The organism is Mesorhizobium sp. B264B1B (genome assembly GCF_020165765.1).
In the GTDB taxonomy this organism is placed as follows: Bacteria; Pseudomonadota; Alphaproteobacteria; order Rhizobiales; family Rhizobiaceae; genus Mesorhizobium.
Genome location: NZ_JAIUIS010000006.1, coordinates 291501 through 317061, shown reverse-complemented (window position 1 = coordinate 317061; position 25561 = coordinate 291501). Strand labels below are relative to the sequence as shown.

The following is a 25561-nucleotide window of genomic DNA, read 5'->3' as shown; positions in this document are numbered from 1 at the left end:
GTTTGAGCCCTTACCAAGCCGCTCCAACTATCGGTTTCGCACGCATTCGGGAAAACCGCTCCAGCCGTTTTCCCGGCATCGCTTTAGAGCCAAACACTGACCCAGACGCGCCTGCGCCAGCAGCGGACATGGCGGCGACCGCGGCGCCAATAGCTGCGGCAGACCCTGCGCCAGGCGCGGCGGCGCCCATGACGACGGTGCCGGCGATGCCACCGGCGATGCGAGATCTGCTCCACCTCGGCTTGATCGTCTCCTTCGAAGACGGCCGCATCAGCCCTGTCGAGGTCGTCCTTATCGAGTTCGTCAAGGATTCCGTTGCCGTTCGGGACCCCGGCAACTGCTCTGCCAGGCCTGGCCAGGCCTGCAAAAGCAACTGCCCCCGCGACGCCAAGCATTCCAGTAAGAAACAACCGACGTTCCATCAAAATCTCCCGAGTTGTTTATCATCAGCGCATCGTTCCCCGGCTCAAAACGAGCTCCGGCGCGAACGCCGATTGGCCTTTGAACGCACTTACCTGGTTTTTGTTCCGGTCACCCCACTTCGCGCAGGATGAAATCATGCAGCATCTTCGCCGCCGGCGACAGCGCACGGTTCTTCACTGTGATCAGGCTGTAAGGCCGAACCTCGATGTCGAATTCGGTCTGCACGACGTCGATGGCGCCGGCCAGCCCTTCGGGATTCTGGATGAATTTCGCCACCTGGACCGAGACCGGCGCGATGGCGTCGGAGTGCGCGACCATGACCAGGGTCAGGAGCAGCGAGCTGGTGTTGAGGATGCGGTCCGGCAGCGCGATGTTGCGGTTCAGGAAATTGCTCTCCATGGCCTGGCGCAGCGGCGAGCCGCCGGACTGGAAAACCCAGTCATAGGCCGCGGTCTCCTCCAACCGCACCGCCTTGCCCTCGGTCAGCGGATGGCCCCGGCGCACGATCAGGCAGGCTTTCTCGACGCCGATCACACGGGACTCGAACAGCCGCGGGTTGAGATCGTCGGGGATGCGCGCGATGATGAAGTCATGGCGCGACGCGATCAACTCGCGCGCCAGCACGTTGGAGGTCTCGACCTGCATGGTGATCTCGATGCGCGGGTAGATGCGGCGGATTTCGCGGATCGCCGGCACCGCGAGCTCGATCGCGGGCGCCGTCACCGCACCAAGGAACACCGAGCCGCCCTTGCCCGCCTTGAGTTCGGAGATCTCGCGATCGACCTCGCGCATCTCCAAGAGGATGGAGCGCGCGCGCCTGGCGAGCGCCTTGCCATAGGGCGTCAAGGTGACGCCGCGCGGCAGCCTTTCGCAGAGCGTGACGTCCAGCACGGCTTCCATCTCGGCGATCATGCGCGAGGCCGCCGGCTGTGAGATATTCATGACCTGGGCGGCGGAACTGACCCGGCCGTGATCGTCCAGTGCAACGATCATGCGCATATGGCGCAGGCTGAGGCCGCTGCGCAGCAGGGTCTCGCCGTCACCGGGGAGCACCTCGTAACCTTCTGAAATCCCGCCAGGATTGCGCAACGTTGCCATTGATTTCCCTTCGCTCCCAATGCCCTTGAGTTTAGCGTCAACGTATACCAGTTTCGGTATAGCAATCATCAAAGATCGCATTTGACAGTTATGGCAAAGGGACACACCCTTCGCGCGTCCTGGGGCGTGCCAGTCGATGACGAGGAAATCGTGTCGATTGAAATCAGTCCCAGGGCCGATTGGGAGGATACCGGAGATCGATAGACGACAGCGGCGCTTGCGCTCCTGCTCGCCTGCGCGGCCCGCGAAGCCCCGAGGTGTCGCGTCCATCAACCAGGGAGAGTAATTGTGAAGATCATCAAGACGCTGGCCGCCGTCGCGGCCCTTGGCATCGCTGCCATGACCTATTCGGCGCACGCCGCCGACAAGGGTCTCGTCGGCGTGCTGATGCCCACCAAGACCTCGCAGCGCTGGATCAACGACGGCGATGCCGTCAAGTCCCAGCTCGAGGCTTTGGGCTATACGGTCGACCTGCAATATGCGCAGGACGACATCCCCAACCAGCTCAGCCAGCTGGAAAACGAAATCACCAAGGGTCCGAAGGCGCTGATCATCGCCTCGATCGACGGCACCACCCTGTCGGATGCGCTGCAGAAGGCCGCTGATGCCGGCGTCGTCGTCGTCGCCTATGACCGCCTGATCAAGAAGACGCCCAATGTCGACTACTACACCACGTTCGACAATTTCGGCGTCGGCGTGATCCAGGCGAATTCGCTGGTCAAGGGCCTCAAGGAGCGCTTCCCGAATACCAAGCCGTGGAACGTCGAACTGTTCGGCGGCTCACCCGACGACAACAACGCCTTCTTCTTCTACAACGGCGCGATTTCCGTCCTGCAGCCGCTGATCGATGACGGTTCGATCAAGATCAAGTCCGGCCAGACCGGCATGGACAAGGTCGGCACGCTGCGCTGGCTCGCCGCCACCGCCCAGGCGCGCATGGACAATCTGCTGTCAGCCAACTATTCGGACGGCAGCCGCGTCGATGGCGTTCTGTCGCCCTATGATGGCCTGTCGCGCGGCATCACCGCCTCGCTGCGCGCTGTCGGTTACGGCACGGAGGCCCAGCCGTGGCCGATCGTGACCGGCCAGGACGCCGAGACCGCCTCGGTCAAGCTGATCATCTCGGGCGAGCAGTACTCGACCGTGTTCAAGGACACCCGCGAACTGGCCAAGGCCACCGTCGAGCTCGTCGACAAGGTGCTCTCGGGCGGCAAGCCGGAAGGCCTCGACACCAAGACCTACAACAACGACGTCAAGGTCGTTCCCTCGATCCTGCTGACGCCGCATGAGGTCGACAAGTCGAACTACCAGGCCCTGGTCGTCGACTCCGGCTACATCAAGGCCGACGAACTGAAGTAAATTCGGTTGTATAGCCAGGGGTCCTGCGCAACGCAGGGCCCCTTTTCGTTCACTAGCGACCCCGGTATTGTTGCGGGTCTCGCAGGAGCACTTTACCCATGGCCTCGACGATTTTGGAGATGCAGGACATCACCAAGACGTTTCCCGGCGTCAAGGCGCTGTCGAACGTCAACCTTCGGGTCGAGGAAGGCGAGATCCACGCCGTGGTCGGCGAGAACGGCGCCGGCAAATCGACGCTCATGAAGGTGCTGTCGGGCGTCTATCCCTCCGGCACCTATGACGGCCAGATCATCTTTCAGGGCCAGGAATGCCAGTTCAAAGGCATTCATGACAGCGAACGCAAGGGCATCGTCATCATCCACCAGGAGCTTGCGCTGGTGCCGATGCTGTCGATCGCCGAAAACATCTTCCTCGGCAACGAACACGCCCGATACGGCGTCATCGACTGGAATGCCAACGAGGCGCGCACCAGCGCCCTGCTGAAGAAGGTGGGCCTCAAGGAGGACCCCAAGACGCTGATCACCAATATCGGTGTCGGCAAGCAGCAGCTGGTCGAAATCGCCAAGGCGCTGAGCAAGGAGGTCAAGCTCCTGATCCTCGACGAGCCGACGGCGTCGCTCAGCGAAAAGGACAGCCAGGCGCTGCTCGACCTTCTGCTCGAATTCAAGCGACAAGGCATGACCTCGATCCTGATCTCGCACAAGCTCAACGAGGTGAACCGGGTCGCCGACAAGGTGACCGTCATCCGCGACGGACGAACCATCGAGACGCTGTCCAGGAAGGACATCTCGGAAGACCGCATCATCACCTCGATGGTCGGCCGTTCGCTCGACGACCGCTATCCGCCGCGCGAGCCCGATATCGGCGAGGTCGTGTTCGAGGTGAAGAACTGGTCGGTCTATCACCCGCTCCATGCCGAGCGGCAGGTGATCAAGGGCATCGACATCAATGTGCGCAAGGGCGAGGTGGTCGGCATTGCCGGGCTGATGGGCGCCGGGCGAACCGAATTCGCCATGAGCCTGTTCGGCCGCTCCTATGGGCGCCGCATCACCGGCGAGGTGCTGCTCAAGGGCAAGCCGATCGACGTCTCCTCTGTGAGCAGGGCGGTCGAACACGGCATTGCCTATGTGACCGAGGATCGCAAGACCTACGGCCTCAATCTCATCGACCATATCAAGCACAACATTACGCTGGCCAATCTCGGCGGCGTGTCGCGCCACAGCGTGATCGACGATTTGCGCGAGCTTGCCGTCGCCAACGACTATCGCAAGCAGACCAACATCCGCGCCTCCAGCGTCTATCAGATGACCGGCAATCTTTCCGGCGGTAACCAGCAGAAGGTGGTGCTGTCGAAATGGCTGTTCGCCGACCCGGAAGTGCTGATCCTGGACGAGCCGACGCGCGGCATCGATGTCGGCGCCAAATATGAAATCTATACGATCATCGCGCGCCTTGCGGCCGAAGGTAAGGCGATCGTGGTCATCTCGTCGGAAATGCCAGAACTGCTCGGCATCACCGACCGCATCTATGTCATGAACGAAGGCCGCATCGTCGGCGAAATGCCCGCGGCGGACGCAAGCCAAGAAAGAATAATGCGCGCCATCGTTCGGGGAGAAGGAAAAGCAGCATGAGCACGGAAAGCGCCCCCGCCCCGCAAAGCAACGTCGCCGAAGATGTAGGGCAGCGTCCACGCATCGCCGTATCGGCGCTGGCGACGAACCTGCGCGAATACGGCCTGATCCTGGCGCTGATCGCCATCATGGTGTTCTTCCAGTTCACCACCTCGGGAACGCTGTTCAAGCCGGTGAACCTGAGCAATCTGGTGCAGCAGAACTCCTTCATCATCGTGATGGCGCTCGGCATGCTGCTGGTCATCGTATCGGGTCATATCGACCTCAGCGTGGGGTCCGTGGCCGGCTTCATCGGCGCGCTGGCGGCGATGATGATGGTGATCTGGCCTCTCGGCATATTCAGCAACCCGCTGGTGGTCTCCATCGTCTGCCTGATCGTGGGCGGCCTCATCGGCGCGGCGCAAGGCTACTGGATCGCCTATCACCGAATACCGAGCTTCATCGTGACGCTGGCCGGCATGCTGATCTTCCGCGGCATCTGCCAGGCGCTGCTCGGCGGCGGATCTTCGGTCGGGCCGCTGCCGCCCGAGTTCAAGGCACTCAGCTCCGGCTTCATTCCAGATGTCATCGGACCGCTGACGCTGATCCCGCCAACGGTGAATGCAGCCGGCAAGACGATTATGGGCAGCGGCCTGACGCTGCACATGACGACGATCGTGCTGGGCCTGATCGCCGTGCTGGCCTATGCCTATTTCGGGCTGCGGACGCGACGCAAACGCGAACGCCACGGCTATGAGGCCGAGCCGTTTACCCTGTTCGTCATCAAGACGCTGGTCGGCAGCGCGCTGGCGCTGTTCCTGGTCTACCAGTTCGCCAGCTATCGGGGCCTGCCGGTGGTGCTGCTCGTCATGGGCTTGCTGATCTCACTGTTCGTCTTCGTCACCAAGCGCATGACGATCGGCCGCCGCATCTATGCGATGGGCGGCAATGCCAAGGCCGCGCAGCTGTCGGGCATCAAGACCGAGCGGCTGACGCTTTACGTGTTCGTCAATATGGGCGTGCTGTCGGCGCTTGGCGGCCTGATCATCGCGGCGCGTCTCGGCCAGGCCGTGCCGGCGGCAGGCCTCGGCAGCGAGCTCGACGTCATCGCCGCGGTGTTCATCGGCGGCGCCTCGGCGATGGGCGGCGTCGGTCAGGTCATCGGCGCGGTGGTCGGCGGCTTTATCATGGGCGTGATGAACAACGGCATGTCGATCATGGGCGTCAATGTCGACTGGCAGCAAGTGGTCAAGGGCCTGGTGCTGCTCGGCGCCGTGATCTTCGACGTCTACAACAAGAACAAGGCCTGAACAGGTTTCAGGCGAGGCAAGCAGGAGGCATACGGTCGCGGCGCTGCCGGCAATTCGCCGGCTTGAAGAAGTCCTTCAGGGACCGGGCTCGCGAGCGCAATCCGGACGAAGAGTTCAACCCGTGGCACGGCCAGTCCGAGCCGCGCAGGTCAGGGTTTGCCAGAAGGCAGCCATGCCAAGACATATGAGAGAGGACTGATCATGCTGATCTCGCAGATTCTCGACGACGCCGAGACCATCCGTGTCGTTGCCCGCACAGGCGGCAAGACCCGGATCATCAACGGCGCACGCAGCGTCTATTCGCTGGCGATGGAAGCCGCTCGTACCGGCGTCGGCCTTGCCGCGTTGATCGAACGCAAGGGGCTCGGCGAGACCGTCGATCTCGACGCCGCCTACAAGAAGGGGCGGCTGCTGTCGCCGATCAATCATCCCGATCCGGCGCATCTGCATCTGACCGGCACGGGGCTAACGCATCTCGGCTCGGCGGCGACGCGCGATTCCATGCACAAGAAGCTCAGCACCGACGGCGAGGAGCAGCTCACCGATTCCATGAAGATGTTCCGCATGGGGCTGGAAGGCGGCAAACCCGCGAAAGGCCAGATCGGGGTGCAGCCGGAATGGTTCTACAAGGGCAATGGCACGATGGCCGTGGCGCCGGGTGCCGCGCTCCTGTCGCCGGCCTTCGCCAAGGATGCCGGCGAGGAGCCCGAGGTTGCCGGCATCTATGTCATCGGCGACGACGGCGCGCCGTTCCGGGTCGGCTTCACGCTGTCCAACGAATTTTCCGATCATGTGACCGAACGCGTGAACTACCTCTTTCTCGCCCATTCCAAGCTGCGCAACGCTTCCTTCGGACCGGAGATCCTGGTCGGCGACCTGCCCGCCGACATCAGGGGCTCCTCACGCATCTGGCGCGACAGCAAGTTGATGTGGGAAAAGCCGTTCCTGTCGGGCGAAGCGAACATGTCGCACACCATCGCCAATCTCGAACACCACCATTTCAAATATTCGGCTTTCCGCCAGCCGGGCGACGTGCATGTGCACATGTTCGGCACCGCGACCCTGTCCTTCGCCGACGGCATCAAGACCGAGGCCGGCGACGTGTTCGAGATCGAGGCCGGCGATTTCGGCCTGCCGCTGCGCAATCCGCTCGAAATCGAACAGCCGGTGAAGGTGGCGGTGAAGGCGCTGTGAGATGAGCGTGATCTCCTCCCTGGTGGGAGGAGATCGGCAGCTTCCATCTCAATAAATATCGAAGTCGAAATACTTGTCCTGGATCTTCTTGTAGGTGCCGTCGGCGACGATGGCGTCAATGGCTGCGTTGAGCTTGTCGCGCAGCGCCGTATCCTCGAGACGCACGGCAATGCCGGCTTCGGTCTCGGTGCCCTTGACGTCACCGACCATCTTGCAGCAACCGTCGCTCGCCTTCTTCATCCAGTCCATCAGCACGAACTTGTCGGAAAGGACGGCGTCGAGGCGGCCGTTCTGGAGATCGGTGATTGCCTCTTCCTGGGTCGGATAGAGCTTCGCTTCGGCGCCGGCTTTGCCATAGACGTCCTGGGCGTAATTGGCCTGCGTGGTCGCCGCCTGGGCGCCGACCGTCTTGCCGGTGAGTGCCGCCGGTTCGGTCGAGGCGATGTCGCTGTCCTTCAGGGCGACGAGCGACAGCGGCGTCGTATAATATTTGTGGGTGAACGCGACCTGCTTCTTGCGCTCCTCGGTGATGCTCATCGAAGCGATGATGGCGTCGAACTTCTTGGCCTGCAGCGCCGGGATAATGCCGTCCCAGTCCTGGGTGACGATCTCGCATTCGACCTTCATCTGCGCGCACAAGGCGTTGGCGATGTCGATGTCGAAGCCCTCGACCTTGCCGTCGGGCGTGATGGTGTTGAACGGCGGATAGGCTCCCTCGGTGCCGATCTTGATTTTCTCCGCCGCATGCGCCGACAGGGCGCCGGCACCAAGCGTCAGCATGGCGGCGGCCGCCGCCGATATTATCCATTTCGAAACCTGCATTTTCATTCCCCTTGAGCGCCGCCACGTCGGCGGCCGGCGAGGCAGCCAAGCATGGCGAGCCGGCGCAGGCAAGTATCTTGCCTGACGGTGATGAGCGTTCAGGGCGCGGCGCGAAAGTGCTTGGACAGCTTCAGGCCCTGCGCCTGGTAGTTCGAGCCGAGCTCGGTGCCGTAAAGCGCCTGCGGCCGCTTCAGCATATGCTCGTAGACCAGCCGGCCGACGATCTGGCCATGATCGAGGATGAACGGCACCTCATGGCTGCGCACTTCGAGCACGGCGCGGCTGCCGGTGCCGCCGGCCGCCGAATGGCCGAAACCCGGATCAAAGAAGCCGGCATAGTGGACACGGAACTCGCCCACCAGCGGATCGAAGGGCGTCATTTCGGCCGCGTAGAGCGGCGGCACATGCACCGCTTCCTGGCTGACGAGGATGTAGAACTCGTCCGGATCGAGCACCAGCTCGCCGGCGCCGCTCTTGTGGATCGGCTCCCAGAAGTCGACGATCTCCTGCGCCGCGCGTTTGTCGACATCGACGAGGCCGGTATGGTGTTTGCCGCGATAGCCGACCAGCCCGTCACTGTCGCCGTTGAGATCGATCGACAATGCGATGCCGCCGCCGGAGATGTTCGGCGGTTCGGTGGCGACCAGCATTTCGGCCCGGTGCAATTGATGCAACTCTGCTTCCGAGAGCAGCGCATTGCCGGTGCGGAAGCGTATCTGCGAAAGGCGCGAGCCGGCGCGCACGATGATCGGGAAGGTGCGTGGGCTGACTTCGAGATAGAGCGGACCATGATAGCCGGCGGCGATCTTGTCGAACTCGTGGCCGCGATCGGTCATCACGCGGGTGAAGATATCGAGCCGCCCGGTCGAGCTCTTGGGATTGGCGGACGCCGAAATTTCCGCCGGCAGCGCCAGGCTTTCGAGCAGGGGCACGATGTAGACGCAGCCGGTTTCCAGAACGGCGCCGTCGGCCAGGCTGATCTCGTGCAGCTTCAGCCGGTCGAGTTTTTCACTGACCTTGTGGTTGGGACCCGGCAGGAAGGACGCGCGCACCCGCCACGCCTTGTCGCCGAGCCTCAGATCGAGGCTGGCCGGCTGGATCTGGTCGGCGTCGAGCGCAAGCGACGACTTCAGCGCGCCGGACTGGAACAGCGCCGCAATGTCCTGATCGGGAAGAATTCCTGTCTGCCGCAAAGTCTGGCTCCGCTCTGCTGGTACAAGTCTCTTAATGAAGCCGGCAATTGACGCAAGCGTGGCGCGGGTCTAAAGGGTCGTTATCCCGTGGTGATTTGGCCGGTCGGCTTGCAGCCACGTTAAACAAGTCGCTAAAGGACCGTCGGGCCGCAAGGCCGCATGGACCGGTTGCGACTTTTTCGCGGCCGGTTTTTTTGTGTTTGGATAGGACGATGACGAGCAAGACGCGCAACTGGAAGCCTCAGACCGCACTCGTGCATGGCGGGACTCTGCGTTCCGGCTTCGGTGAAACTTCCGAGGCGATGTACCTGACCCAGGGCTATGTCTATGAAACGGCCCAAGCCGCCGAAGCCCGCTTCAAGGGCGAGGAACCGGGCTTCATCTATTCGCGCTACGCCAATCCGACCGTCGACATGTTCGAGAAGCGCATGTGCGCGCTCGAAGGCGCCGAGGACGCGCGCGCCACCGCGTCCGGCATGGCGGCGGTGACGGCAGCACTCCTGTGCAGCGTCAAGGCCGGCGATCATATCGTTGCGGCGCGCGCCCTGTTCGGCTCCTGCCGCTGGGTGGTCGAGACGCTGGCGCCGCGTTACGGCATCGAGGCGACGCTGGTCGACGGCACCGACATCGCCAATTGGGAAAAGGCGGTTCGGCCCAACACCAAGCTGTTTTTCCTGGAAAGCCCGACCAACCCGACGCTTGAGGTGGTGGACATCGCCGCCGTCGCTTCGCTTGCCAATTCGATCGGCGCGCGGCTGGTTGTGGACAATGTCTTCGCCACGCCGCTCCAGCAGAAGCCGTTGCAGCTCGGTGCGCATATCGTGGTCTACTCTGCGACCAAGCACATCGATGGCCAGGGCCGCTGTCTCGGCGGCGTCATCCTGTCGGACAAGAAGTGGATCGACGAGAACCTGCAGGATTATTTCCGCCATACGGGCCCCAGCCTGTCGCCGTTCAATGCCTGGACGCTGCTGAAGGGCCTGGAAACGCTGCCGCTGCGCGTGCACCAGCAGACGGAGAGCGCCGGCAAGATCGCCGATTTCCTGGCCGAGCAGCCGGAGATCGCCCGCGTCATCTATCCCGGCCGCGCCGACCATCCGCAGGCCGATATCGTGAAGAAGCAGATGTCGGGCGGCTCCACCCTGATCTGCTTTGACGTCAAGGGCGGCAAGCAGGGTGCCTTCGCCTTGCAGAACGCGCTCGACATCGTCCTGATCTCGAACAATCTCGGCGACGCCAAAAGCCTGATCACCCATCCGGCGACGACAACGCACAAGAACCTCAGCGACGAAGCGCGCGCCGAGCTCGGCATCGGACCCGGCACGCTCAGGCTGTCGGTCGGGCTGGAAGATACCGACGATTTGCTGGACGACATCGCGCAGGCGTTGAAGGCCCGATGAGGACTGGTGGCAGACCGAGGACTACAGGCCTGCCGCTTTGCGCAACGCTTCGTTCATGCGCGTCTGCCAGCCATCACCACCGGCCCTGAAACGGTCGACAACATCGGCGTCGAGGCGCAACTGTACCGCACGTTTGGGTCGCGCAAGCGGCGGTCGGCCAACTTTGCGGCGCGAAGCGGCATCGGTCGGCTGCGCATCCGGATCGGCCTCGGCGGCGGCAGTGATCGCAGCATCTTCCTCGTCGGTCCTCGCGCCAAGCGCCTTTCTGGCGAGCCCCAAAGCATCAGCGCGCGACTGCTTTGGGGGAGTAGCCTCGCGGCGCACGATCGTCTTAGAGGTTTTCGACATAGTCCGTAATCTCCTGTCTCGTTGCCTTGCGTAGCGAAATTACGCGGATCGCATGGCTTCGCTCGACATAGACCATCACATAAACGCCAGCCTCGATCAGACCGATGGCAACAAGACGATCCTCGCCTAAATCCTCGCTGTCATCGAGCCGGATAACGGCATTGGCGAAATCGAAGGACGGAGCGATCGCGAAATCCACGCCATGCTTGGCCCTGTTTGTCTTTGCCTTGTTTTCATCCCACTCGAACAGCATCGCCGTCGGGGCGCTCCATAGGTTATTGTATACACAAAAATAGAGCCTAGTTCAACAATTTTTGTATATACGATAACCTTCCTCGACATCAAGCTGAACTGCCGACATCAAGCGCGGGAGGGCGTCTCTTCGAGCTCGGCCGCCTGGGTGCCGATGGTCATGGCGTTGCCGCGCCAGTCGACGGCCCCGCCCAGCCAACCGCGCATCCAGATCGCGGGCAAAATCAGGTCGCGTGCGATCATCGCGGTGACGATGCGCGGCGACAGATACCAGCCCTTTGCCGAGGCGAGCATGCATTCCGGCAGGTAGGCGAGCGCCAGCACGCAAAGCGCTGTCATGGGCAGGCTGACGCCGGCGCTGGCCGCGGCGATCAATGCCAGCACGAGCGGAGCCGCCACGCCGGTCAGGATCTCGGGTGCGAAGAACAGCGGAAAGGTGACGCGGCGCAGGCGCGCCCAGCGGGCCTGGCGCGACCAGATCTCGCCCGGCATGCGCTGCCCGAGCGGCTGCTCGAAGGGCGAAGCGACGAGATTGACGCGCAGGCCGAGCCTGTTGACCAGTTTGGTCGACGCGGCATCCTCCGCGATCTCGGCGGCGAGCGCACGGATGCCGCCATTGGCGTCGAGCATCTGCTTGTTCCACAACATGCTCTTGCCCTGGGCAAAGCCGAGGCCAAGCGCCTCGCCGGCATATTGCCAGCGCGCCTGCAGCGTGTTGAGGAAAGCGCATTCGACTTCTGCCCAGAAGCCGTCGGGCCGCGAACCGATCGGCGTCGAGCAAACCAGGCCGGTGTCCCGCCGCCATGCCGCCATCAGGTGCTGGACGTAGTCTTTCGGCATCAGCACGTTGGAATCGGCGAGAATGACCCAGTCGTGGCGCGCTGCCTCCCAGCCCTTGACGCAGTTGTTCAGTTTCGGGTTGGCGCTGACGCGGTCGTCGCCGGTGAGCAGGCGGGCCGGCACGGCTGGAAAGCGGGCAATCGCGGCGCGGATCGGCTTGACCGCGGGGTCGTCGGCATGGGCGACACAGAAGATCAGTTCGTAGCGCGGCCAGTCGAGCGAGAAAGCGCGCTCAAGCGTCTCATGGGTAAACGGCTCGACGCCGCGCGCCGGGATGACGATCGAGACAGGCAGCGGCTTGCCGGCCGGCGGCGCGCCGTTTCAGGCGCGAGCAGGCGAGCAGGATGCTGGCGAGATTTGAGACGATGAGAGCGATCGAAAGCGAGCCGGTTATGAGAGCGAGTTCCATCGATATCCGGTCACTCCAGAAAACCCGGCCCGCTTGGCGGCCGTTTTCGACAGTTCGACAGAGCGCCCGAGTCGCCCGGCATTGCTGGTGCACACCATCATTGTCATGTGTCACTCAAATGACATTGTTTGTCGGCACCTGCCCTTCAGGGACAGCAACTCGGACGCGCACGGTTGATCGAACCGCAAAGAGCGCCGAATGTTCCACACCGGATTTGTTTTGGAGCCGCTCATGTACCGCGCCGTCACGCGCAACATCGAAGTGCAGGTCAGGCCGTTCTATCTCGAGGACCGCTCGGATCCTTCGGAAAACCGCTATGTCTGGGGCTACCAGATAACGATCGACAACCAGTCCGACGAATTCGTGCAGCTGTTGTCGCGCTATTGGCACATAACCGACGGCGCCGGCCGGGTCGAGGAAGTGCGAGGTGCCGGCGTGGTCGGCGATCAGCCCGAACTCAATCCCGGCGACAGCTATCAATACACGTCGGGCTGTCCGCTCTCGACCCCGTCGGGGATCATGGTCGGTCACTACACCATGCGCAACGAGCGGGGCGAGACATTCGACATCGCCATCCCCGCCTTCTCACTCGACCTGCCGGGGACAAGGCGGACGGTGAATTAGACGAGGTGAAATCGGCGACAGCGTCGTTCTCTCCGTCACTATACGGCGAGAAATGTCCGGCAGGAATGAGGGGCAGCGCCGCCCCTCATCCGCTCTTGGGCCCCTTCTCCCCGTAGAACGGGGAGAAGGTGGAACCCTACTGCGTCGTAAATTCCGCCGGGTCGAAGTCATATTGCGTCGAACAGAACTCGCAAGCGACGTGGATGCCGCCGCCCTCGGTGCTGTCCTTGATCTCCTGCGCGGAGAAGCCCTCGAGGATGCCGCGGATCTTGTCGCGGGAGCATGAGCACTGATCGGCGACGGGAACGCCGCCGAAGACGCGGACGCCATGCTCGTGGAACAGACGATAGAGCAGCCGCTCTGCGCCGATGGTCGGATCGATCAGTTCGGTCGGCTCGATGGTGCCGAGCAGCGCCAGCAATTCCTGCCAGGAATTGTCTGTGGGATCGTGGATCTCCTCGCGCGGATCGCCATCCCCGCCGGGCAGGTCAGGAACGCGCATGCGCTCGGAGGCCTGCGGCAGGAACTGCGCCAGGATGCCGCCCGCCCGCCACTGCTCGCGCGCGCCGCCGGGGCCGGGCGTCAAAAGCTTGGCGACCGAAAGCCGGAGATCGGTCGGGATCTGCTCCGACTGGCGGAAATAGGTGCGCGCGGCCTCTTCCAGGGTCTCGCCGTCGAGCTGGACGATGCCCTGGTAACGTTGCGTGTGGGCACCTTGGTCGATGGTCAGCGCCAGCACACCGTTGCCGAGCAGCGTCTGCTGCGAGGTCTCGCCGGCCGCAATCAGCGCCTCCAGCCGGTCGGCATCGAAGCGCGCATAGGCACGCAGCGCCGAGGGCGTGGAAAAATCCGCGACCAGCATGTCGACAGGCCCGTCGGTGCGGGTCTGCAGGATGAACTTGCCCTCGAACTTGAGCGAGGTGCCGAGCAGCACCGTCAGCACACAGGCTTCCGCCAGCAACCGGGCGACCGGCTCGGGATAATCATGGCGGCCAAGGATCGCATCGAGCATCGGCCCGAGCTGAACGGTGCGGCCGCGCACATCGAGCGGGCCGACCTCGAAGGGCACAACGTGATCATCGCCGGCGTAACCGAATTCGCCGAGTTTGGGGTGATGTTCAGCCACTTGATGGGTTTCCAGCATGACAAAGCTCCAGGGCGCGGCCATGCCGCCCTTTGGGGAGCATGCGTCTAAACGCGCTTGATTTGCGTGATGCCGCGCAGATAGGCATCGCGCCTCCGGAGATCAAGTTCCCCGGCACGTCAAGCGCCAAGACACTTCAAGTCCACTTCAGGCCCCAAGACACCAGGCAAGCACGGCCTTCTGGGCGTGGAGCCGGTTCTCGGCCTCGTCGAAGACCACCGAATGCGGACCGTCGATGACCTCGTCCGTCACTTCCTCGCCGCGATGCGCCGGCAGGCAATGCATGAACAGCGCGTCGGGCTTTGCCTTGGCCATCAGCTTGGCGTTGACCTGGTAGGGCGAAAACACGTTGTGGCCGCGGGCGCGGTGCTCCTGGCCCATCGACACCCAGCAGTCGGTGACGATGCAGTCGGCCTGGTCGACGGCTTTCTCTGGCGAGCGGGTAAAGGAGAGCTTGCCGCCATGCGCCTTTGACCAGTCGACATGCTTCTGCGCCGGCTCGCTGCCTTCGGGCACGGCGACGTTGAGGTTGAAGCGGAACCGCGCCGAGGCTTCCAGCAGCGAATGCAGCACGTTGTTGCCGTCGCCGGTCCAGGCGATGGTCTTGCCGGCGACCGGACCGCGATGCTCCTCGAAGGTCATGATGTCGGCCATCAGCTGGCAAGGATGGGTATCGTCGGTGAGCCCGTTGATCACCGGGATGGTCGCATTCTCGGTCAGCTCCAGCAGCCGCTCATGCGACGTGGTGCGGATCATGATGGCATCGACATAGCGCGACAGAACCTTGGCGGTGTCGGCGATGGTCTCGGAGCGGCCGAGCTGCATCTCGGTGCCGGTCAGCATGATGGTCTCGCCGCCAAGCTGACGCATGCCGACATCGAAGGAGACGCGCGTGCGCGTCGACGGCTTGTCGAAGATCATCGCCAGCACCTTGCCTTCGAGCGGTTTCGAGCGCTCGCCCGCCTTGAGGCGCGCCTTGCGCTCCACTGCGTCGGTCAGCATGGAGCGCAGGTCGCCTTCGGAAACGGCGGAGAGGTCGGTGAAATGACGAAGTGACATCAGGAGCTTTCGAATTTACTTCGCGGCTTCAGCGGCGATGGCCTCGGACAGGGCCTTGGCGCCGGCGCGAATGCGCTCCAGCGCTTCATGGATCTCGCTGTCCGTGACGGTGAGCGGCGGCAGCAGGCGAATGACGTTGTCGCCGGCCGGAACCGCGAGCAGATGCTGGTCGCGCAGCGCCATGTTCACCTTGCCGTTGGGCATGGCGCATTTGAGGCCCAGCATCAGCCCCGTGCCCCTGATGTCCTCGATGACCTCGGGGAATTCGTCGGCCACCCCTGCCAGCCCTTGCTTCAACAACAGCGCCTTGCGCTGCACATCCGCCAGGAAGCCCTCCTCCAGCACCACGTCGAGCACGGCATTGCCGACCGCCATGGCCAGCGGGTTGCCGCCGAACGTAGTGCCGTGGACGCCTGCGGTCATGCCGACAGCCGCCTCGTCGGTGGCAAGGCAGGCGCCCATCGGGAAGCCACCGCCAATGCCTTTGGCGATGGCCATGATGTCTGGAGCGACCCCCGACCATTCATGCGCGAACAGCTTGCCGGTGCGGCCGATGCCGCACTGGACCTCATCGTAGATCAACAGCAGGCCGTGCTGGTCGCAGAGCTGCCGCAGCCGCTTCAGCGATTGTGTCGGCACCGGGCGGATACCGCCCTCGCCCTGCACCGGTTCGATCAGGATCGCCGCGGTCTCCGGCGTGATCGCCTTTTCGGCGGCGTCGATATCGTCGAAGCCGACCTGGTCGAAACCCTCGACCTTCGGGCCGAAACCTTCGAGATATTTGTACTGGCCGCCGGCCGCGATGGTCGCCAGCGTGCGGCCATGGAAGGCGCCTTCGAAAGTGATGACGCGGAAGCGCTCGGGATGCCCCTTGACGAAATGGTAGCGCCGCGCCGTCTTTATCGCGCATTCCAGCGCCTCGGCGCCAGAATTGGTGAAGAACACCTTGTCTGCGAAGGTGGCGTCGGCCAGCCGCTCGCCGAGCCGGCTCTGCCCCGGGATCTCGTAGAGATTGGAGACGTGCCAGAGTTTGGCAGCCTGCTCGGTGAGCGCCGCGACCAGATGCGGATGGCCGTGGCCCAGCGAATTGACGGCTATGCCGCCGGCAAAGTCGAGATATCGCTCGCCCTTGTCGGTAACCAGCCAAGTGCCTTCCCCGTGATCGAAGGCCAGGGGTGCGCGAGCAAAGGTCTCGAAAAGCGCCGAACCGCTCATTATATGCGTCTCCGGAACCGGAAAATCAAAAAAGCCGCCAAAGCGGCGGCCTTTGCGGCTTATCGGGTTTTTCAGCCATGAAGTCAACGAAAACGTCGCGTAGTGGCGCGCGGCAAGCCTCCCGACGGGACGCCGGCTCATAAGTGAGCTGGCAAGTTGGGGAAAACCGAAAAAACCGATTCGTGTTGCACTTCGGACTCTTGTCACCGAGTCAGCGCATAAGGTAGTTGTAGTCGGGAAATAACTAGATTTCGTGCGGCGGACCTAATCACCAGATATATGTGGTGTCTGCCCCAGCAGTGGTGCTGGGCCGGGAATGGATTCCGATTGCCGTACGCTTAGCAGGAGCGCGGTCATGAATTGGACTGACGAGCGGGTCGAACTCTTGAGAAAACTGTGGTCGGAGGGTCTGAGCGCAAGCCAGATTGCTGCCCAGCTTGGAGGGGTCAGCCGCAATGCCGTCATCGGCAAGGTGCACCGGCTGAAATTGTCGGGCCGCGGGCGCGCCACGGCAGCGCCGGCACGCCAGAAGAAGACGGCGCAAGGGTCGGGCGCGCAGAAATCGGTGTCGCGCCCCGCGAGTGCGACCCGCCACGTCACGACATCGATCGGAGCAACGGCGCTGCAAGCGCAGTTCGATGCCGAGCCGGTGGCCCGCCACTATATCCGGCCGGTCGAGAATGTGGTGGTGCCGATCTCGCGGCATCTCCAGCTCACCGAACTCACCGAGCGCACCTGCAAATGGCCGAACGGCGATCCGCTGTCGGAGGACTTCAATTTCTGCGGCAACGAAGCCGCCGAAACCGGCCCCTATTGTAAATACCATGCCCGCGTGGCGTTCCAGCCGGCAGCGGAGCGGAGGCGGAATAGATAAGGGGACTAAGGCAGTAGGGCAGTCTGTTTTGAATTTGCGCTCCCGAGCGTGCTCTTAACCTACTGCCCTACTGCCCTACTGCCCTACTGCCCTACTGCCCTACTGCCCTACTGCCCTACTGCCCTACTGCCCTACTCTCACAGCCATCCATTCTTGCGAAACCGCCAGTAGAGGAAGCTACAGATCAGCGCGATCGCCAGCAGCACCATCGGGTAGCCGTATTCCATCTTCAGTTCCGGCATGTCGCTGAAATTCATGCCGTATATGCCCGCGAAGGCTGTCGGCACGGCCAGGATTGCCGCCCATGAGGCGAGCTTTTTGGAGATCGCCGTTTCCTGGCTCTGGCCCACCAGCAGGCTCGCCTCGAAGGCGAAGGCCAGCACTTCGCGCAAGCTGTCGATCTTTTCCTGGACAGTGCGGATATGGTCGGTCACGTCACGAAACAGCGGGTGCATGGCTGAATGGATCTGCGGCAGGTCGGCGCTGGTCAGCCGGCGGCAGACCTCCACCAGCGGCAGTGCGGCATTGCGCAGCCGCAATAGATCGCGACGCAGCATATAAAGGCGTTCGATATCGGGGCCGGTCATCGGCTTCAGCAGGACCCGGTCCTCGATCGCCTCGACCTCATCCTCGATCTGCTCGAGCACCGGCATGTAGTTGTCGACGATGAAATCGAGAATGGCATAGAGGACGAAATCCTCGCCCTTGGCCAGTGAATGCGGGCAGCTTTCCCAGTGCTGGCGCACCACAGCATAGGATGTCGAAGGGCCGTGCCTGACGCTGACGATGTAGCCGCTGCCCACGAACAGATGCGTCTCGCCGAAGGTGACGCGGCCCTCGATCAGCTGCGCGGTGCGGGCGACGATGAACAGCGCATCACCATACTGCTCGATCTTCGGCCGCTGGTGCGGATGCTCGGCATCCTCGATTGCGAGCTCATGCAGATGAAATTGCGCCTGCACGCGCAGCAGAAGCTCGCGGTCGGGTTCAAGCAGCCCGATCCACACGACGTGTCCCGCTTTCCTGGCCCATGTGCCGGCTTCCTCGATCGGGATGTCGGCGATGCGGCGCCCGGCTGTGTAGACGCTGGAGGCGATGACGGCCGATGTCGGCGGCGCGGGCTTGAAGTCCCGGACATATTCCATCGCAGCCTCCCGAAGCACTGCCTTTGCGGGGAACCAGCAGGCTTGCCTCAGGGATAGTCTAGCGCAATACGACCAAGCGTTCGAGAGAAAGTGCGTTCACTTGATCGGCTGCGTTGCGGAAAGGCCGATCTTGTCCGTCTTGTCGCCCTTCGGCCGGTCGGCAGGCATCTGGTCGCCGGTGACGATATAGTAGATCGTCTCGGCAATGTTGGTGGCATGGTCACCGATGCGTTCGATGTTCTTGGCGCAGAACAGCAGATGCGTGCAGGGCGTGATGTTGCGCGGATCTTCCATCATGTAGGTCAGCAATTCGCGAAACAGCGACGTGTACATGGCGTCGATCTGGTCGTCGCGGTCACGTACGAAGCCGATCCTTTCGACCGAGCGCGAGGCGTAGACGTCGAGCACTTCCTTGAGTTGGGTCAACGCCAGGTCGGCCAGGGCTTCGAGGCCGCGGAACAGGCTGGTCGGCTGGCGCCCGTCGGCAACCGCCACCACACGCTTGGCGACATTCTTGCCGAGATCGCCGACCCGCTCGAGATCGGCCGAGATGCGGATCGCGCCGACGATCTCGCGCAAGTCCGTCGCCATCGGCTGGCGCCGGGCGATGATGATGATTGCCCTGTCGTCGATTTCGCGCTGGCCTTCGTCGAGGACGGCGTCGTCGCGGATCACCTTCTGGGCAAGGCCGGGATCGGCATTGACCAAGGCGGAGATCGCCTGTTCGACCATGCGTTCGGCATGTCCGCCCATGGCGGCGATGCGCTTCGACAGATCTTTCAGCTCCTCGTCATAGGCGCTGACTATGTGCACGGACTGCATGACCGGATGCCTTCCCACGGATGATCTGATTTTGAGTCGTTTCCTCGAATCCCCGCTGATACGCTAACCGGATGACAGAAAAAAGAAATGGCACCTTGGAAACTAGGGCGGCTCAGGCCGCCGGCAAATGAACCGAGAAGGCGGCGCCCTTGCCGACTTCGGACTTGATCGAGAGCCTGGCGTTGTGGCGCGTCAGGATATGCTTGACGATCGACAGGCCAAGGCCTGTGCCCTTCTGGGTTCGACTGCTCTCGACGTCGACGCGATAGAAGCGCTCCGTGATGCGCGGAATGTGCTCCTCGGGAATGCCGGGGCCAAAATCCCTGATCGTCACGTCGATGCCCGCTTCGCCCTCGGCGTCGCCGCGCTCGATCGACACCACCACGCGGCCGCCCGACTGCCCATATTTGCAGGCGTTTTCCAGAAGGTTCTCGAAGACCTGGAACAGTTCGTCGCGGTCGCCCGGCACGTCGAGAGGGCCGTCGGCGAAATCCCGCTCGATGACGACGCCGTTTTCCCGCGCCAGCGGGGCCAGCGAATCGATGACGCTGTCGACGGTCTGGCGCAGGTCGACCTCGGTCCCCGGCCGCAGATAGGGCTTCATCTCCAGCCGCGACAGCGACAAAAGGTCATCGATCAGGCGTGCCATGCGGCCGGTCTGGTTCTGCATGATCTGCAGGAACTGCTCGCGCGCCGCCGGGTCATTGCGGGCCGGTCCGCGCAGCGTTTCGATGAAACCCGATATCGAGGCGAGCGGCGTGCGCAATTCGTGGCTGGCATTGGCGATGAAATCCGCGCGCATGCGGTCGATGCGGCGCGCTTCGCTCTGGTCCTTGAACACCATCACGTAGAGATCGGTGCCGTGACCGACCGAGGAGGCACTGACCCGGTAAGTCCGCTCGACCGGCAGCCTCTCGGTGTAATCGATGACATCCGACGCGACCTCGCCCGACAGCACGCCGTCCAGAAGAGCCTGCATTTCCGGCGCCCGGAATTTCAGCGACAACGATACGCCAGGCGCGATGCCGCCAAAGGCGGCGAAGGCGGCGGCGTTGGCATGAACGATCGCCGCGGCATGGTCGAAGATGATCAAGGGGTCGGCGACGGCCGCCGCCAGATATTCGCCGGACAGGCGTTGCAGGCCGATGGCCTCGATCGCCGCGCCGCTTTCGCCGGGCTGGCGCGTGGCTCCAGCCGGTATCATCGCCGCCACCAGCAGCAAAGCCAGCGCCGGCAGCAGCACATAGGCGGAAATGCCCGCAAAGGCATAAACCGCCATGACCGCGACAAGACCGGCGACCAGCAACCATCGGCTGTTCCACAGCCGCGCGGCAAGCGCTTGCGCCATACCCTTCTCGTCTGCGCCCTGGTCCGCCATTCGCGCCTGCGCCCCGCTCCCGGTCCGGCAATTTCGCTGGACCGGCCTGGCGCATGACGCCGAAAAATCAGAATCGATTTTCGGAAAGGATCATGCGCAAAATCCAAAAGTGCAGCGCCCCTTGCGTCTGAAGCGGCGCGCGGCACTGCAATGGCTCAATAGCACGAGTCCGTAAGCTGGAAAGGTTCGTCTCGATGAAAAAAGCCAAGGAAAACACCGCCGCGCCGACCCCGGGGCCGCTGAAGCTCAGGATCAACGGCAAGGAGCGGGAGTTCGACATCGAGAATCCAGCACTGCCGGACTGGATCGAGGAGCGCAAGCTGACCGCGGGCGGCTATCCCTACGACAAGAAGATGAAAAGCGACGAATATGACGAGACGCTCGAGGCATTGCAGATCGAGCTGGTCAAGGCGCAGGCGTGGCTGCAGTCGACAGGCAGGCGGATGATGGCGCTGTTCGAAGGCCGTGACGCGGCCGGCAAGGGCGGCACGATTTTCGTCCTGCGCCAGTACCTCAATCCGCGCACGGCACGCAACGTGGCGCTGACCAAGCCGACGCCGACCGAGCTGGGGCAATGGTACTACCAGCGTTATGCAGACCACTTCCCGACCGCGGGCGAATTCGTCACGTTCGACCGTTCCTGGTACAACCGCGCCGGCGTCGAACCGGTGATGGGCTTCTGCACGCCAGAACAGCACGAGAAGTTTCTCGACGAGACACCGCACTTCGAAAGGATGATCGTCAATGACGGCATCCACTTCTTCAAATTCTGGCTGAACATCGGCCGGGAAACGCAGCTCGAGCGATTTCACGATCGCCGCCACAGTCCGCTGAAGAGCTGGAAGTTTTCGCCGATCGACATTGCCGGCATTACCAAGTGGGACGATTACACCAGGGCGCGCGATACCATGTTCGAGCGCACCCACAAGGAATTCGCTCCCTGGATCATCGTGCGTGCCAACGACAAGCGCCGCGCGCGGCTGGCGGTGATGCGGCGCATCCTCCTGTCGCTGCCTTATGACGGCCGCGACCTCGACATCATCGGCAAGGAAGACAAGAAAATCATCGGCGAAGGGCCGTCATTCCTGGCAAAACAGGACTGACGGCGCCTGCGCCACGCGGCACTGGACCGCGTGGCGCAACGCCTTCGGCGCGACGCTCAGGCCGCCAACCGGGCAATCCGCTGCAGCCGCCGCAGCGTGGTGTCGTCCTGCAGCGCCTGCTGGAACAGCGAGATCTCCTGATCGATGCGTTCGCAAAGTTCCGCGGGGTTCCCCTTGAGCAGGCCCCGCGTCTGCAGCAACGCGGCGACCGGCTTCCTGGCGAGCTGCCTTGCCCGGCCGAGGGTTGCCTCCTCGACGCTGCCTTCGGAGACGATCTCGGCGACCAGGCCGAGCGCCCTGGCGTCGTCGGCGCGCAGCGTGTCGCCGAGGCAGAAAAAGCGAAAGGCGCCGGCATAGCCGAGCTTCTGCGGCGCCAGGATGCTGGTCGCGGCATCCGGCACCAGGCCGAAATCGACGAACGGCACCCGGAACGTGCTTTCGGCGGACGCGATCACCATGTCGCAATGGAACAGGATGGTGCAGCCGACGCCGACCGCATCGCCGTCGACACAGGCCAGTATGGGTTTGGGGAACGTCGCCAGCGTGCGGAACATGTCGGTGACGGCGGCGATCAGCTTCTGGTGCTTGGTAGCGTCGAGGAATTCGGAAAAGTCGCCGCCGAGGCAGAAGCAGCCCGCCAGGCCGCGCAGCACGACGACACGAACGTCGTCATTGTCGGCGGCTTCGTGGAACGTCCTTGCCAGGCTTTCATAGGCCCTTCTGTCGAGCACCGGCCGGCCGTCGGTCGACGATACGGTGACGATCAGCGTGTGGTTGCGCAGTTCGGGTTGCGGGTGCGCGTTCATGGCCGTTTCCGATCTCATGACGCCCGCCTTTGCCCGAACATATCGGGATATCCCCTGGCCAGAACGGGAGCGTGGTGATTGCGGCGCGAACGCACCACATCCAGCGTGTGCTCATTGAAGGTGAGCAGCGTCGCGACGACCTGCTGGTTGCCATAGGTGCGCTGATAGCCCAGCGGTGTGGCCAGGAAATGCAGCTGCAGCGCGCGCAGAACCCACATCGGCTCGAACTCGATGATCACCTTGTCGACGCCGCGCTTCAGCCCCCACTCGACGAAGCCGGCAATGAGTTCGGTACCGACGGTCGAGACGCCCCGGCGGCCGTCGCGAAAGCCGGGGGCGACCGCATAGCGGGTCAGTTCCCAGATGTTCGGACCCGACGGTGGCGTTCCCACGGAAAGGTCGGTCAGCACCTCCGTTAGCAGATGCGGCCGCGTGGTCGGCAACATCCTCTGATAGCCCGCGACCTCGTTGCCTCTGATGACGATCTGATGCACCGCTTCGTCATGATCGAACTGGTCGATCTCGAAGCCATCGGGGCGCCGCAGGTCCTCCCACCCCATTTCCTCGACAAAAATCCTGTAGCGCAGCCGATGCACGGCCTCCCACAGATCGGGATGTTCCATAAGTTCTTTTGTTGTAAGGGAAAAAATCATTTTGCCGTCTCCTGTTCAAGAGGAAGATACGGCCGTGCCCTCGCAAGAAAATTACGCGATCACGTAGGCAGGAATTTCTAGGCCGACCCGGCCGACCTAACTAATATAGCCGCGCCTTATCGCTTCAGCGACTGCCTGTACGCGGTTGACGGCACCGAGTTTGCTTTTGGCGTTAAGGAGGTGTTTCTCCGACGTGTGTTCGGAGATGCCGAGGATTTGCGAAATCTCCCATTCGGACTTGCCGACGGCGGCCCATTGCAGGCATTCGCGTTCGCGCGGCGTCAGCTCGACATTATCGATGGTCTTGCTGGCCTTCGTGTGAAGCTGCATGGCGCGACCCACCGCATAGGTCGACACCAGCGACACCAGGCCGAACTCGGCGGCGGACAGTTCCACGGCCTCGCCGCCCAGTGACACCATGACGATCTGGCCGTCGAGCGTGATCAGCGGGAATGCCAGCCCGTCGCGCAGCTTGAACACGACGGCGTCGCCCATCACTTCGCCGCTGCTTCTGTCGATGCTAACGCCCTGGGCCGCTTCCCGCCACTGGAACGGCGCCTGCAACTGTTTCATGTGGCTGACGATCGGGTCGTGATCGACATAGTTGCGCGCCACGTAGCGCTCCAGCCATTCGACAGGCCAGTCGCAAAGCAGCACATGCTGCTTCTGCTGGCCGGTCGGCGTGCCCGGCTGCGGAACGGTGCCCGCCATCAGAGCGGTCAGGCCAAAATCCGACGTTATGCCCAACAGCCTCTCGCAAACCGCAGCCGCCGTTCCGGCATGCTGCAGGTGATCTATGTATTCCAGCGTGCGATCGAACTGACCCATCGCAACATCAAACCCCATGTTGCCGCGTTGAAATCGATGATCCGTGCCTTGTTGGCACTTCGCCACCGACCAGGGATTGCAAAGCGTTGCCTTGTGGTTGTGGTTCTCGACCCTGGTCCCCCACCAGGGCAGCCACCGCTGTTTGCAAACCTGCTAAAGCATATCCTGAAATCGACGCGTTGAAATCAAAAAGCATTGTGCCTGTACTATTTTCGTACCAGAACCGATGCGAACACAAGTGCGGTGGAAGTTTATCATGGCGTTCCAGCGGAGGTCTCTCGTCCTTGCGTCGATGCTGATCGCGTCGCTGGCGTCGGGGGAGGGCGCGCGCGCGGCCGAGCCGCAGGTGCCGGTGCTGTGGGATGCCAAGGAGCGGCTGCCGAAACCGGATCTCTCCGCACTGCCGCGGCTGCGGTTCCTGACCACAACCGATTTCCCGCCCTTCAACTTCCTGGACGGCGCGGGAAAGCTGTCCGGTTTCCACATCGACCTGGCGCGCGCCATCTGCGCCGAGCTCGGCATCGTCGACAAATGTCAGATCCAGGCATTGCCCTGGGCCGAGCTCGAAGGAGCGCTTGAGAAAGGCGAAGGCGAAGCGATCATCGCCGGCATCGCCGCGACGCCGCAGTCACGCCAGACATACGCCTTCTCGCGCTCCTACCTGCAATTTCCGGCGCGCTTCATCATGCCGAAGGGCGAGGCGCTGACCGAGCCGCTGTTCGCCAAGCTGCGCGGCAAGCGTGTCGGCGTGATATCAGGCTCGGCGCATGAGCGCATGCTGCGCGATTATTTCAACACCGTTCAGGTCGTCACCTTCGACAGGCCGGAAGACCTCTACGCCAACCTCAAGGCCGGCAAGGTCGATGCCGCCTTCGGCGATGGCATGCGTTTCGCCTTTTGGCTGGGCGGTTCGGATGCGGCCGGCTGCTGCCGCTTTGCCGGCGGACCCTATCTGGCGCCGGAATATCTGGGTTCGGGCATGGCCATCGCCGCCCGATCCGATGACCCGGCGCTGGCCGCCGCTCTCGACTACGCGCTGCAGGAGATTTCGCTGAAAGGCACGTTCGCCGAGTTCTACCTGCGCTATTTCCCGGTCAGTTTCTTCTGATCCGGTCCCGGTCAGCTTTCTGATCCGGTCCCGATCAGTTTCTTCCGGTCGGGTTGAGTGTCGCCGCTCAGGTCAGCGTGCGCAGGCGCGCCTTGGCCGCACGCGCGATCGCCGCGACGGTCAGCGTGTCGAGATCGAGCTTGAGGCGAATGAGTTGGAGCACCCGCACCTCCTCCATCCGCATTTCGAGATCGACGGCCGCGACCTCGAAAGCGGCTGCATAGGCGGTGTCGCGCAGGCGCTCCGGCAGGGCCTCGGCCACGCTTGCCAGGACACCCTCCAGCCCGCCCTTTTCATGCAGCTTCTTCTGGCAGGCTTGGGCGACGCCAACCAGGCGGTCGTGGTCGAAATCCTCGAACACCGGCCATGAGCGGACGACCTCGCCGATCCGCGCCAGCTCGACATCCGTCATGTCGCGGTCGGAGGCGGAGGTGATGACCATCAGGTAGATCAGCGCTTCATGCGGGGTCGGCATTCAACAACTCCTCGATACGGGCTGCGAAGGTAGGAACGCCTTCCCTGCGCTGCAAGGAAAAAGCGCCGC

The 25561-nt window shown here is 63.0% G+C and carries 25 protein-coding genes, 1 pseudogene and 1 riboswitch; of the genes and pseudogenes, 10 read left to right on the top strand and 16 right to left on the bottom strand.

Translation table 11 applies throughout. The features are described from left to right. The first annotated feature begins 188 nt into the window (after window positions 1–188). Complete coding sequence (locus LB547_RS15255) at window positions 189–554, top strand: hypothetical protein (protein WP_140649375.1); 366 nt, start codon at window positions 189–191, stop codon at window positions 552–554. Here the strand turns inward: LB547_RS15255 and LB547_RS15250 are convergent. Then, the gene (locus LB547_RS15250) at window positions 532–1521 is read right to left on the bottom strand and encodes a LysR family transcriptional regulator (protein WP_140513261.1); all 990 of its coding nucleotides are present in this window, start codon (window positions 1519–1521) and stop codon (window positions 532–534) included. The two genes, LB547_RS15255 and LB547_RS15250, sit on opposite strands and share 23 nt — an antisense overlap. Window positions 1522–1809: 288 nt before the next feature. On the opposite strand from LB547_RS15250, the gene chvE reads away from it, so the two are divergent. The 4 genes from chvE (at window position 1810) to araD1 (ending at window position 6994) form a co-directional block, all read left to right on the top strand. Then, complete coding sequence (chvE, locus tag LB547_RS15245; RefSeq protein ID WP_140496611.1) at window positions 1810–2880, top strand: multiple monosaccharide ABC transporter substrate-binding protein; 1071 nt, start codon at window positions 1810–1812, stop codon at window positions 2878–2880. 98 nt (window positions 2881–2978) lie between these two features. After that, window positions 2979–4511 (top strand): multiple monosaccharide ABC transporter ATP-binding protein, encoded by a 1533-nt coding sequence (gene mmsA, locus LB547_RS15240; protein ID WP_140496613.1) that lies wholly within the window; start codon window positions 2979–2981, stop codon window positions 4509–4511. Further along, complete coding sequence (gene mmsB / locus LB547_RS15235; RefSeq protein WP_140496616.1) at window positions 4508–5800, top strand: multiple monosaccharide ABC transporter permease; 1293 nt, start codon at window positions 4508–4510, stop codon at window positions 5798–5800. The genes mmsA and mmsB overlap by 4 nt, the downstream gene beginning before the upstream one ends. 201 nt (window positions 5801–6001) lie before the next feature. Continuing rightward, window positions 6002–6994, top strand: coding sequence for an AraD1 family protein (araD1, locus tag LB547_RS15230; protein WP_140496620.1), 993 nt, complete (start codon window positions 6002–6004; stop codon window positions 6992–6994). Between the two features lie 48 nt (window positions 6995–7042). On the opposite strand, the gene LB547_RS15225 is transcribed toward araD1, so the two are convergent. Both LB547_RS15225 and LB547_RS15220 read right to left on the bottom strand, forming a co-directional pair. Beyond that, complete coding sequence (locus LB547_RS15225; RefSeq protein ID WP_140759516.1) at window positions 7043–7816, bottom strand: ABC transporter substrate-binding protein; 774 nt, start codon at window positions 7814–7816, stop codon at window positions 7043–7045. A gap of 98 nt (window positions 7817–7914) precedes the next feature. Continuing rightward, a complete protein-coding gene (locus LB547_RS15220; RefSeq protein WP_140759513.1) occupies window positions 7915–9009 on the bottom strand; it encodes a 2'-deoxycytidine 5'-triphosphate deaminase in 1095 nt (364 codons plus the stop codon). Between the two features lie 77 nt (window positions 9010–9086). Continuing rightward, a riboswitch (SAM riboswitch) is annotated at window positions 9087–9164 on the top strand. A gap of 57 nt (window positions 9165–9221) precedes the next feature. Here LB547_RS15220 and LB547_RS15215 point away from each other — a divergent pair. Further along, window positions 9222–10409 carry an O-succinylhomoserine sulfhydrylase gene (locus LB547_RS15215; RefSeq protein ID WP_140738475.1) on the top strand — a complete coding sequence of 396 codons (1188 nt, stop codon included), beginning with the start codon at window positions 9222–9224 and terminating at the stop codon, window positions 10407–10409. Between the two features lie 21 nt (window positions 10410–10430). On the opposite strand, the gene LB547_RS15210 is transcribed toward LB547_RS15215, so the two are convergent. The 3 genes and pseudogenes from LB547_RS15210 to LB547_RS15200 form a co-directional block, all read right to left on the bottom strand. Then, a complete protein-coding gene (locus tag LB547_RS15210; protein ID WP_140496628.1) occupies window positions 10431–10757 on the bottom strand; it encodes a BrnA antitoxin family protein in 327 nt (108 codons plus the stop codon). Next, on the bottom strand, window positions 10741–11010 hold the full coding sequence (locus LB547_RS15205) for a BrnT family toxin (protein ID WP_140624803.1): 270 nt from the start codon (window positions 11008–11010) through the stop codon (window positions 10741–10743). The genes LB547_RS15210 and LB547_RS15205 overlap by 17 nt, the downstream gene beginning before the upstream one ends. Window positions 11011–11117: 107 nt before the next feature. Then, a pseudogene (locus LB547_RS15200) lies at window positions 11118–12258 on the bottom strand (ceramide glucosyltransferase). A 231-nt stretch (window positions 12259–12489) separates the two neighbouring features. On the opposite strand from LB547_RS15200, the gene apaG reads away from it, so the two are divergent. After that, window positions 12490–12882, top strand: coding sequence for a Co2+/Mg2+ efflux protein ApaG (gene apaG / locus LB547_RS15195; protein WP_140496634.1), 393 nt, complete (start codon window positions 12490–12492; stop codon window positions 12880–12882). Between the two features lie 136 nt (window positions 12883–13018). Here apaG and LB547_RS15190 read toward each other — a convergent pair whose 3' ends face one another. The 3 genes from LB547_RS15190 to LB547_RS15180 all read right to left on the bottom strand — a co-directional run bounded on the left by LB547_RS15190 (window position 13019) and on the right by LB547_RS15180 (window position 16300). Then, a complete protein-coding gene (locus LB547_RS15190) occupies window positions 13019–14050 on the bottom strand; it encodes an Hsp33 family molecular chaperone (RefSeq protein WP_140759510.1) in 1032 nt (343 codons plus the stop codon). Window positions 14051–14173: 123 nt separating this feature from the next. Next, window positions 14174–15085: an ornithine carbamoyltransferase gene (gene argF / locus LB547_RS15185; RefSeq protein ID WP_140759507.1), complete on the bottom strand. Its 912-nt coding sequence runs from the start codon at window positions 15083–15085 to the stop codon at window positions 14174–14176. A gap of 15 nt (window positions 15086–15100) precedes the next feature. Then, window positions 15101–16300: an aspartate aminotransferase family protein gene (locus LB547_RS15180; protein ID WP_140523959.1), complete on the bottom strand. Its 1200-nt coding sequence runs from the start codon at window positions 16298–16300 to the stop codon at window positions 15101–15103. A gap of 355 nt (window positions 16301–16655) precedes the next feature. Between LB547_RS15180 and LB547_RS15175 the strand changes: the two genes are divergently transcribed. Next, window positions 16656–17174 (top strand): GcrA family cell cycle regulator, encoded by a 519-nt coding sequence (locus LB547_RS15175; protein WP_140496642.1) that lies wholly within the window; start codon window positions 16656–16658, stop codon window positions 17172–17174. Window positions 17175–17311: 137 nt separating this feature from the next. Here LB547_RS15175 and LB547_RS15170 read toward each other — a convergent pair whose 3' ends face one another. From LB547_RS15170 to LB547_RS15160, 3 genes are all read right to left on the bottom strand, one after another. Next, window positions 17312–18319, bottom strand: coding sequence for a magnesium and cobalt transport protein CorA (locus tag LB547_RS15170; protein ID WP_140496643.1), 1008 nt, complete (start codon window positions 18317–18319; stop codon window positions 17312–17314). Between the two features lie 96 nt (window positions 18320–18415). After that, window positions 18416–19141: a phosphate signaling complex protein PhoU gene (phoU, locus tag LB547_RS15165; protein ID WP_140496645.1), complete on the bottom strand. Its 726-nt coding sequence runs from the start codon at window positions 19139–19141 to the stop codon at window positions 18416–18418. A 112-nt stretch (window positions 19142–19253) separates the two neighbouring features. Beyond that, window positions 19254–20519, bottom strand: coding sequence for an ATP-binding protein (locus LB547_RS15160; RefSeq protein WP_140523956.1), 1266 nt, complete (start codon window positions 20517–20519; stop codon window positions 19254–19256). Window positions 20520–20713: 194 nt separating this feature from the next. Between LB547_RS15160 and ppk2 the strand changes: the two genes are divergently transcribed. After that, window positions 20714–21622 (top strand): polyphosphate kinase 2, encoded by a 909-nt coding sequence (gene ppk2 / locus LB547_RS15155; protein WP_140496649.1) that lies wholly within the window; start codon window positions 20714–20716, stop codon window positions 21620–21622. Between the two features lie 56 nt (window positions 21623–21678). Here ppk2 and LB547_RS15150 read toward each other — a convergent pair whose 3' ends face one another. The 3 genes from LB547_RS15150 to LB547_RS15140 all read right to left on the bottom strand — a co-directional run bounded on the left by LB547_RS15150 (window position 21679) and on the right by LB547_RS15140 (window position 23909). After that, on the bottom strand, window positions 21679–22446 hold the full coding sequence (locus LB547_RS15150) for an enoyl-CoA hydratase-related protein (protein ID WP_224518985.1): 768 nt from the start codon (window positions 22444–22446) through the stop codon (window positions 21679–21681). After that, window positions 22443–23081 (bottom strand): acyl-homoserine-lactone synthase, encoded by a 639-nt coding sequence (locus LB547_RS15145; RefSeq protein ID WP_140629547.1) that lies wholly within the window; start codon window positions 23079–23081, stop codon window positions 22443–22445. Before LB547_RS15145 ends, LB547_RS15150 begins: the two co-directional genes overlap by 4 nt. Window positions 23082–23177: 96 nt before the next feature. Continuing rightward, window positions 23178–23909: a helix-turn-helix transcriptional regulator gene (locus LB547_RS15140; protein ID WP_140557703.1), complete on the bottom strand. Its 732-nt coding sequence runs from the start codon at window positions 23907–23909 to the stop codon at window positions 23178–23180. A 256-nt stretch (window positions 23910–24165) separates the two neighbouring features. On the opposite strand from LB547_RS15140, the gene LB547_RS15135 reads away from it, so the two are divergent. Beyond that, window positions 24166–25017 carry a transporter substrate-binding domain-containing protein gene (locus LB547_RS15135; protein ID WP_140759504.1) on the top strand — a complete coding sequence of 284 codons (852 nt, stop codon included), beginning with the start codon at window positions 24166–24168 and terminating at the stop codon, window positions 25015–25017. Window positions 25018–25084: 67 nt separating this feature from the next. On the opposite strand, the gene LB547_RS15130 is transcribed toward LB547_RS15135, so the two are convergent. Further along, window positions 25085–25492 carry a tellurite resistance TerB family protein gene (locus tag LB547_RS15130; RefSeq protein ID WP_140496659.1) on the bottom strand — a complete coding sequence of 136 codons (408 nt, stop codon included), beginning with the start codon at window positions 25490–25492 and terminating at the stop codon, window positions 25085–25087. Between the last annotated feature and the right edge of the window lie 69 nt (window positions 25493–25561).

Coding starts and splice junctions, on each gene's coding strand:
- LB547_RS15255 (WP_140649375.1), top strand. CDS start 189: ATGACGACGGTGCCGGCGATGCCACCGGCGATGCGAGATCTGCTCCAC.
- LB547_RS15250 (WP_140513261.1), bottom strand. CDS start 1,521: ATGGCAACGTTGCGCAATCCTGGCGGGATTTCAGAAGGTTACGAGGTG.
- mmsA (WP_140496613.1), top strand. CDS start 2,979: ATGGCCTCGACGATTTTGGAGATGCAGGACATCACCAAGACGTTTCCC.
- mmsB (WP_140496616.1), top strand. CDS start 4,508: ATGAGCACGGAAAGCGCCCCCGCCCCGCAAAGCAACGTCGCCGAAGAT.
- araD1 (WP_140496620.1), top strand. CDS start 6,002: ATGCTGATCTCGCAGATTCTCGACGACGCCGAGACCATCCGTGTCGTT.
- LB547_RS15225 (WP_140759516.1), bottom strand. CDS start 7,816: ATGCAGGTTTCGAAATGGATAATATCGGCGGCGGCCGCCGCCATGCTG.
- LB547_RS15215 (WP_140738475.1), top strand. CDS start 9,222: ATGACGAGCAAGACGCGCAACTGGAAGCCTCAGACCGCACTCGTGCAT.
- LB547_RS15210 (WP_140496628.1), bottom strand. CDS start 10,757: ATGTCGAAAACCTCTAAGACGATCGTGCGCCGCGAGGCTACTCCCCCA.
- LB547_RS15205 (WP_140624803.1), bottom strand. CDS start 11,010: ATGCTGTTCGAGTGGGATGAAAACAAGGCAAAGACAAACAGGGCCAAG.
- apaG (WP_140496634.1), top strand. CDS start 12,490: ATGTACCGCGCCGTCACGCGCAACATCGAAGTGCAGGTCAGGCCGTTC.
- LB547_RS15190 (WP_140759510.1), bottom strand. CDS start 14,050: ATGGCCGCGCCCTGGAGCTTTGTCATGCTGGAAACCCATCAAGTGGCT.
- argF (WP_140759507.1), bottom strand. CDS start 15,085: ATGTCACTTCGTCATTTCACCGACCTCTCCGCCGTTTCCGAAGGCGAC.
- LB547_RS15180 (WP_140523959.1), bottom strand. CDS start 16,300: ATGAGCGGTTCGGCGCTTTTCGAGACCTTTGCTCGCGCACCCCTGGCC.
- LB547_RS15175 (WP_140496642.1), top strand. CDS start 16,656: ATGAATTGGACTGACGAGCGGGTCGAACTCTTGAGAAAACTGTGGTCG.
- LB547_RS15170 (WP_140496643.1), bottom strand. CDS start 18,319: ATGGAATATGTCCGGGACTTCAAGCCCGCGCCGCCGACATCGGCCGTC.
- phoU (WP_140496645.1), bottom strand. CDS start 19,141: ATGCAGTCCGTGCACATAGTCAGCGCCTATGACGAGGAGCTGAAAGAT.
- LB547_RS15160 (WP_140523956.1), bottom strand. CDS start 20,519: ATGGCGGACCAGGGCGCAGACGAGAAGGGTATGGCGCAAGCGCTTGCC.
- ppk2 (WP_140496649.1), top strand. CDS start 20,714: ATGAAAAAAGCCAAGGAAAACACCGCCGCGCCGACCCCGGGGCCGCTG.
- LB547_RS15150 (WP_224518985.1), bottom strand. CDS start 22,446: ATGAGATCGGAAACGGCCATGAACGCGCACCCGCAACCCGAACTGCGC.
- LB547_RS15145 (WP_140629547.1), bottom strand. CDS start 23,081: ATGATTTTTTCCCTTACAACAAAAGAACTTATGGAACATCCCGATCTG.
- LB547_RS15140 (WP_140557703.1), bottom strand. CDS start 23,909: ATGGGTCAGTTCGATCGCACGCTGGAATACATAGATCACCTGCAGCAT.
- LB547_RS15135 (WP_140759504.1), top strand. CDS start 24,166: ATGGCGTTCCAGCGGAGGTCTCTCGTCCTTGCGTCGATGCTGATCGCG.
- LB547_RS15130 (WP_140496659.1), bottom strand. CDS start 25,492: ATGCCGACCCCGCATGAAGCGCTGATCTACCTGATGGTCATCACCTCC.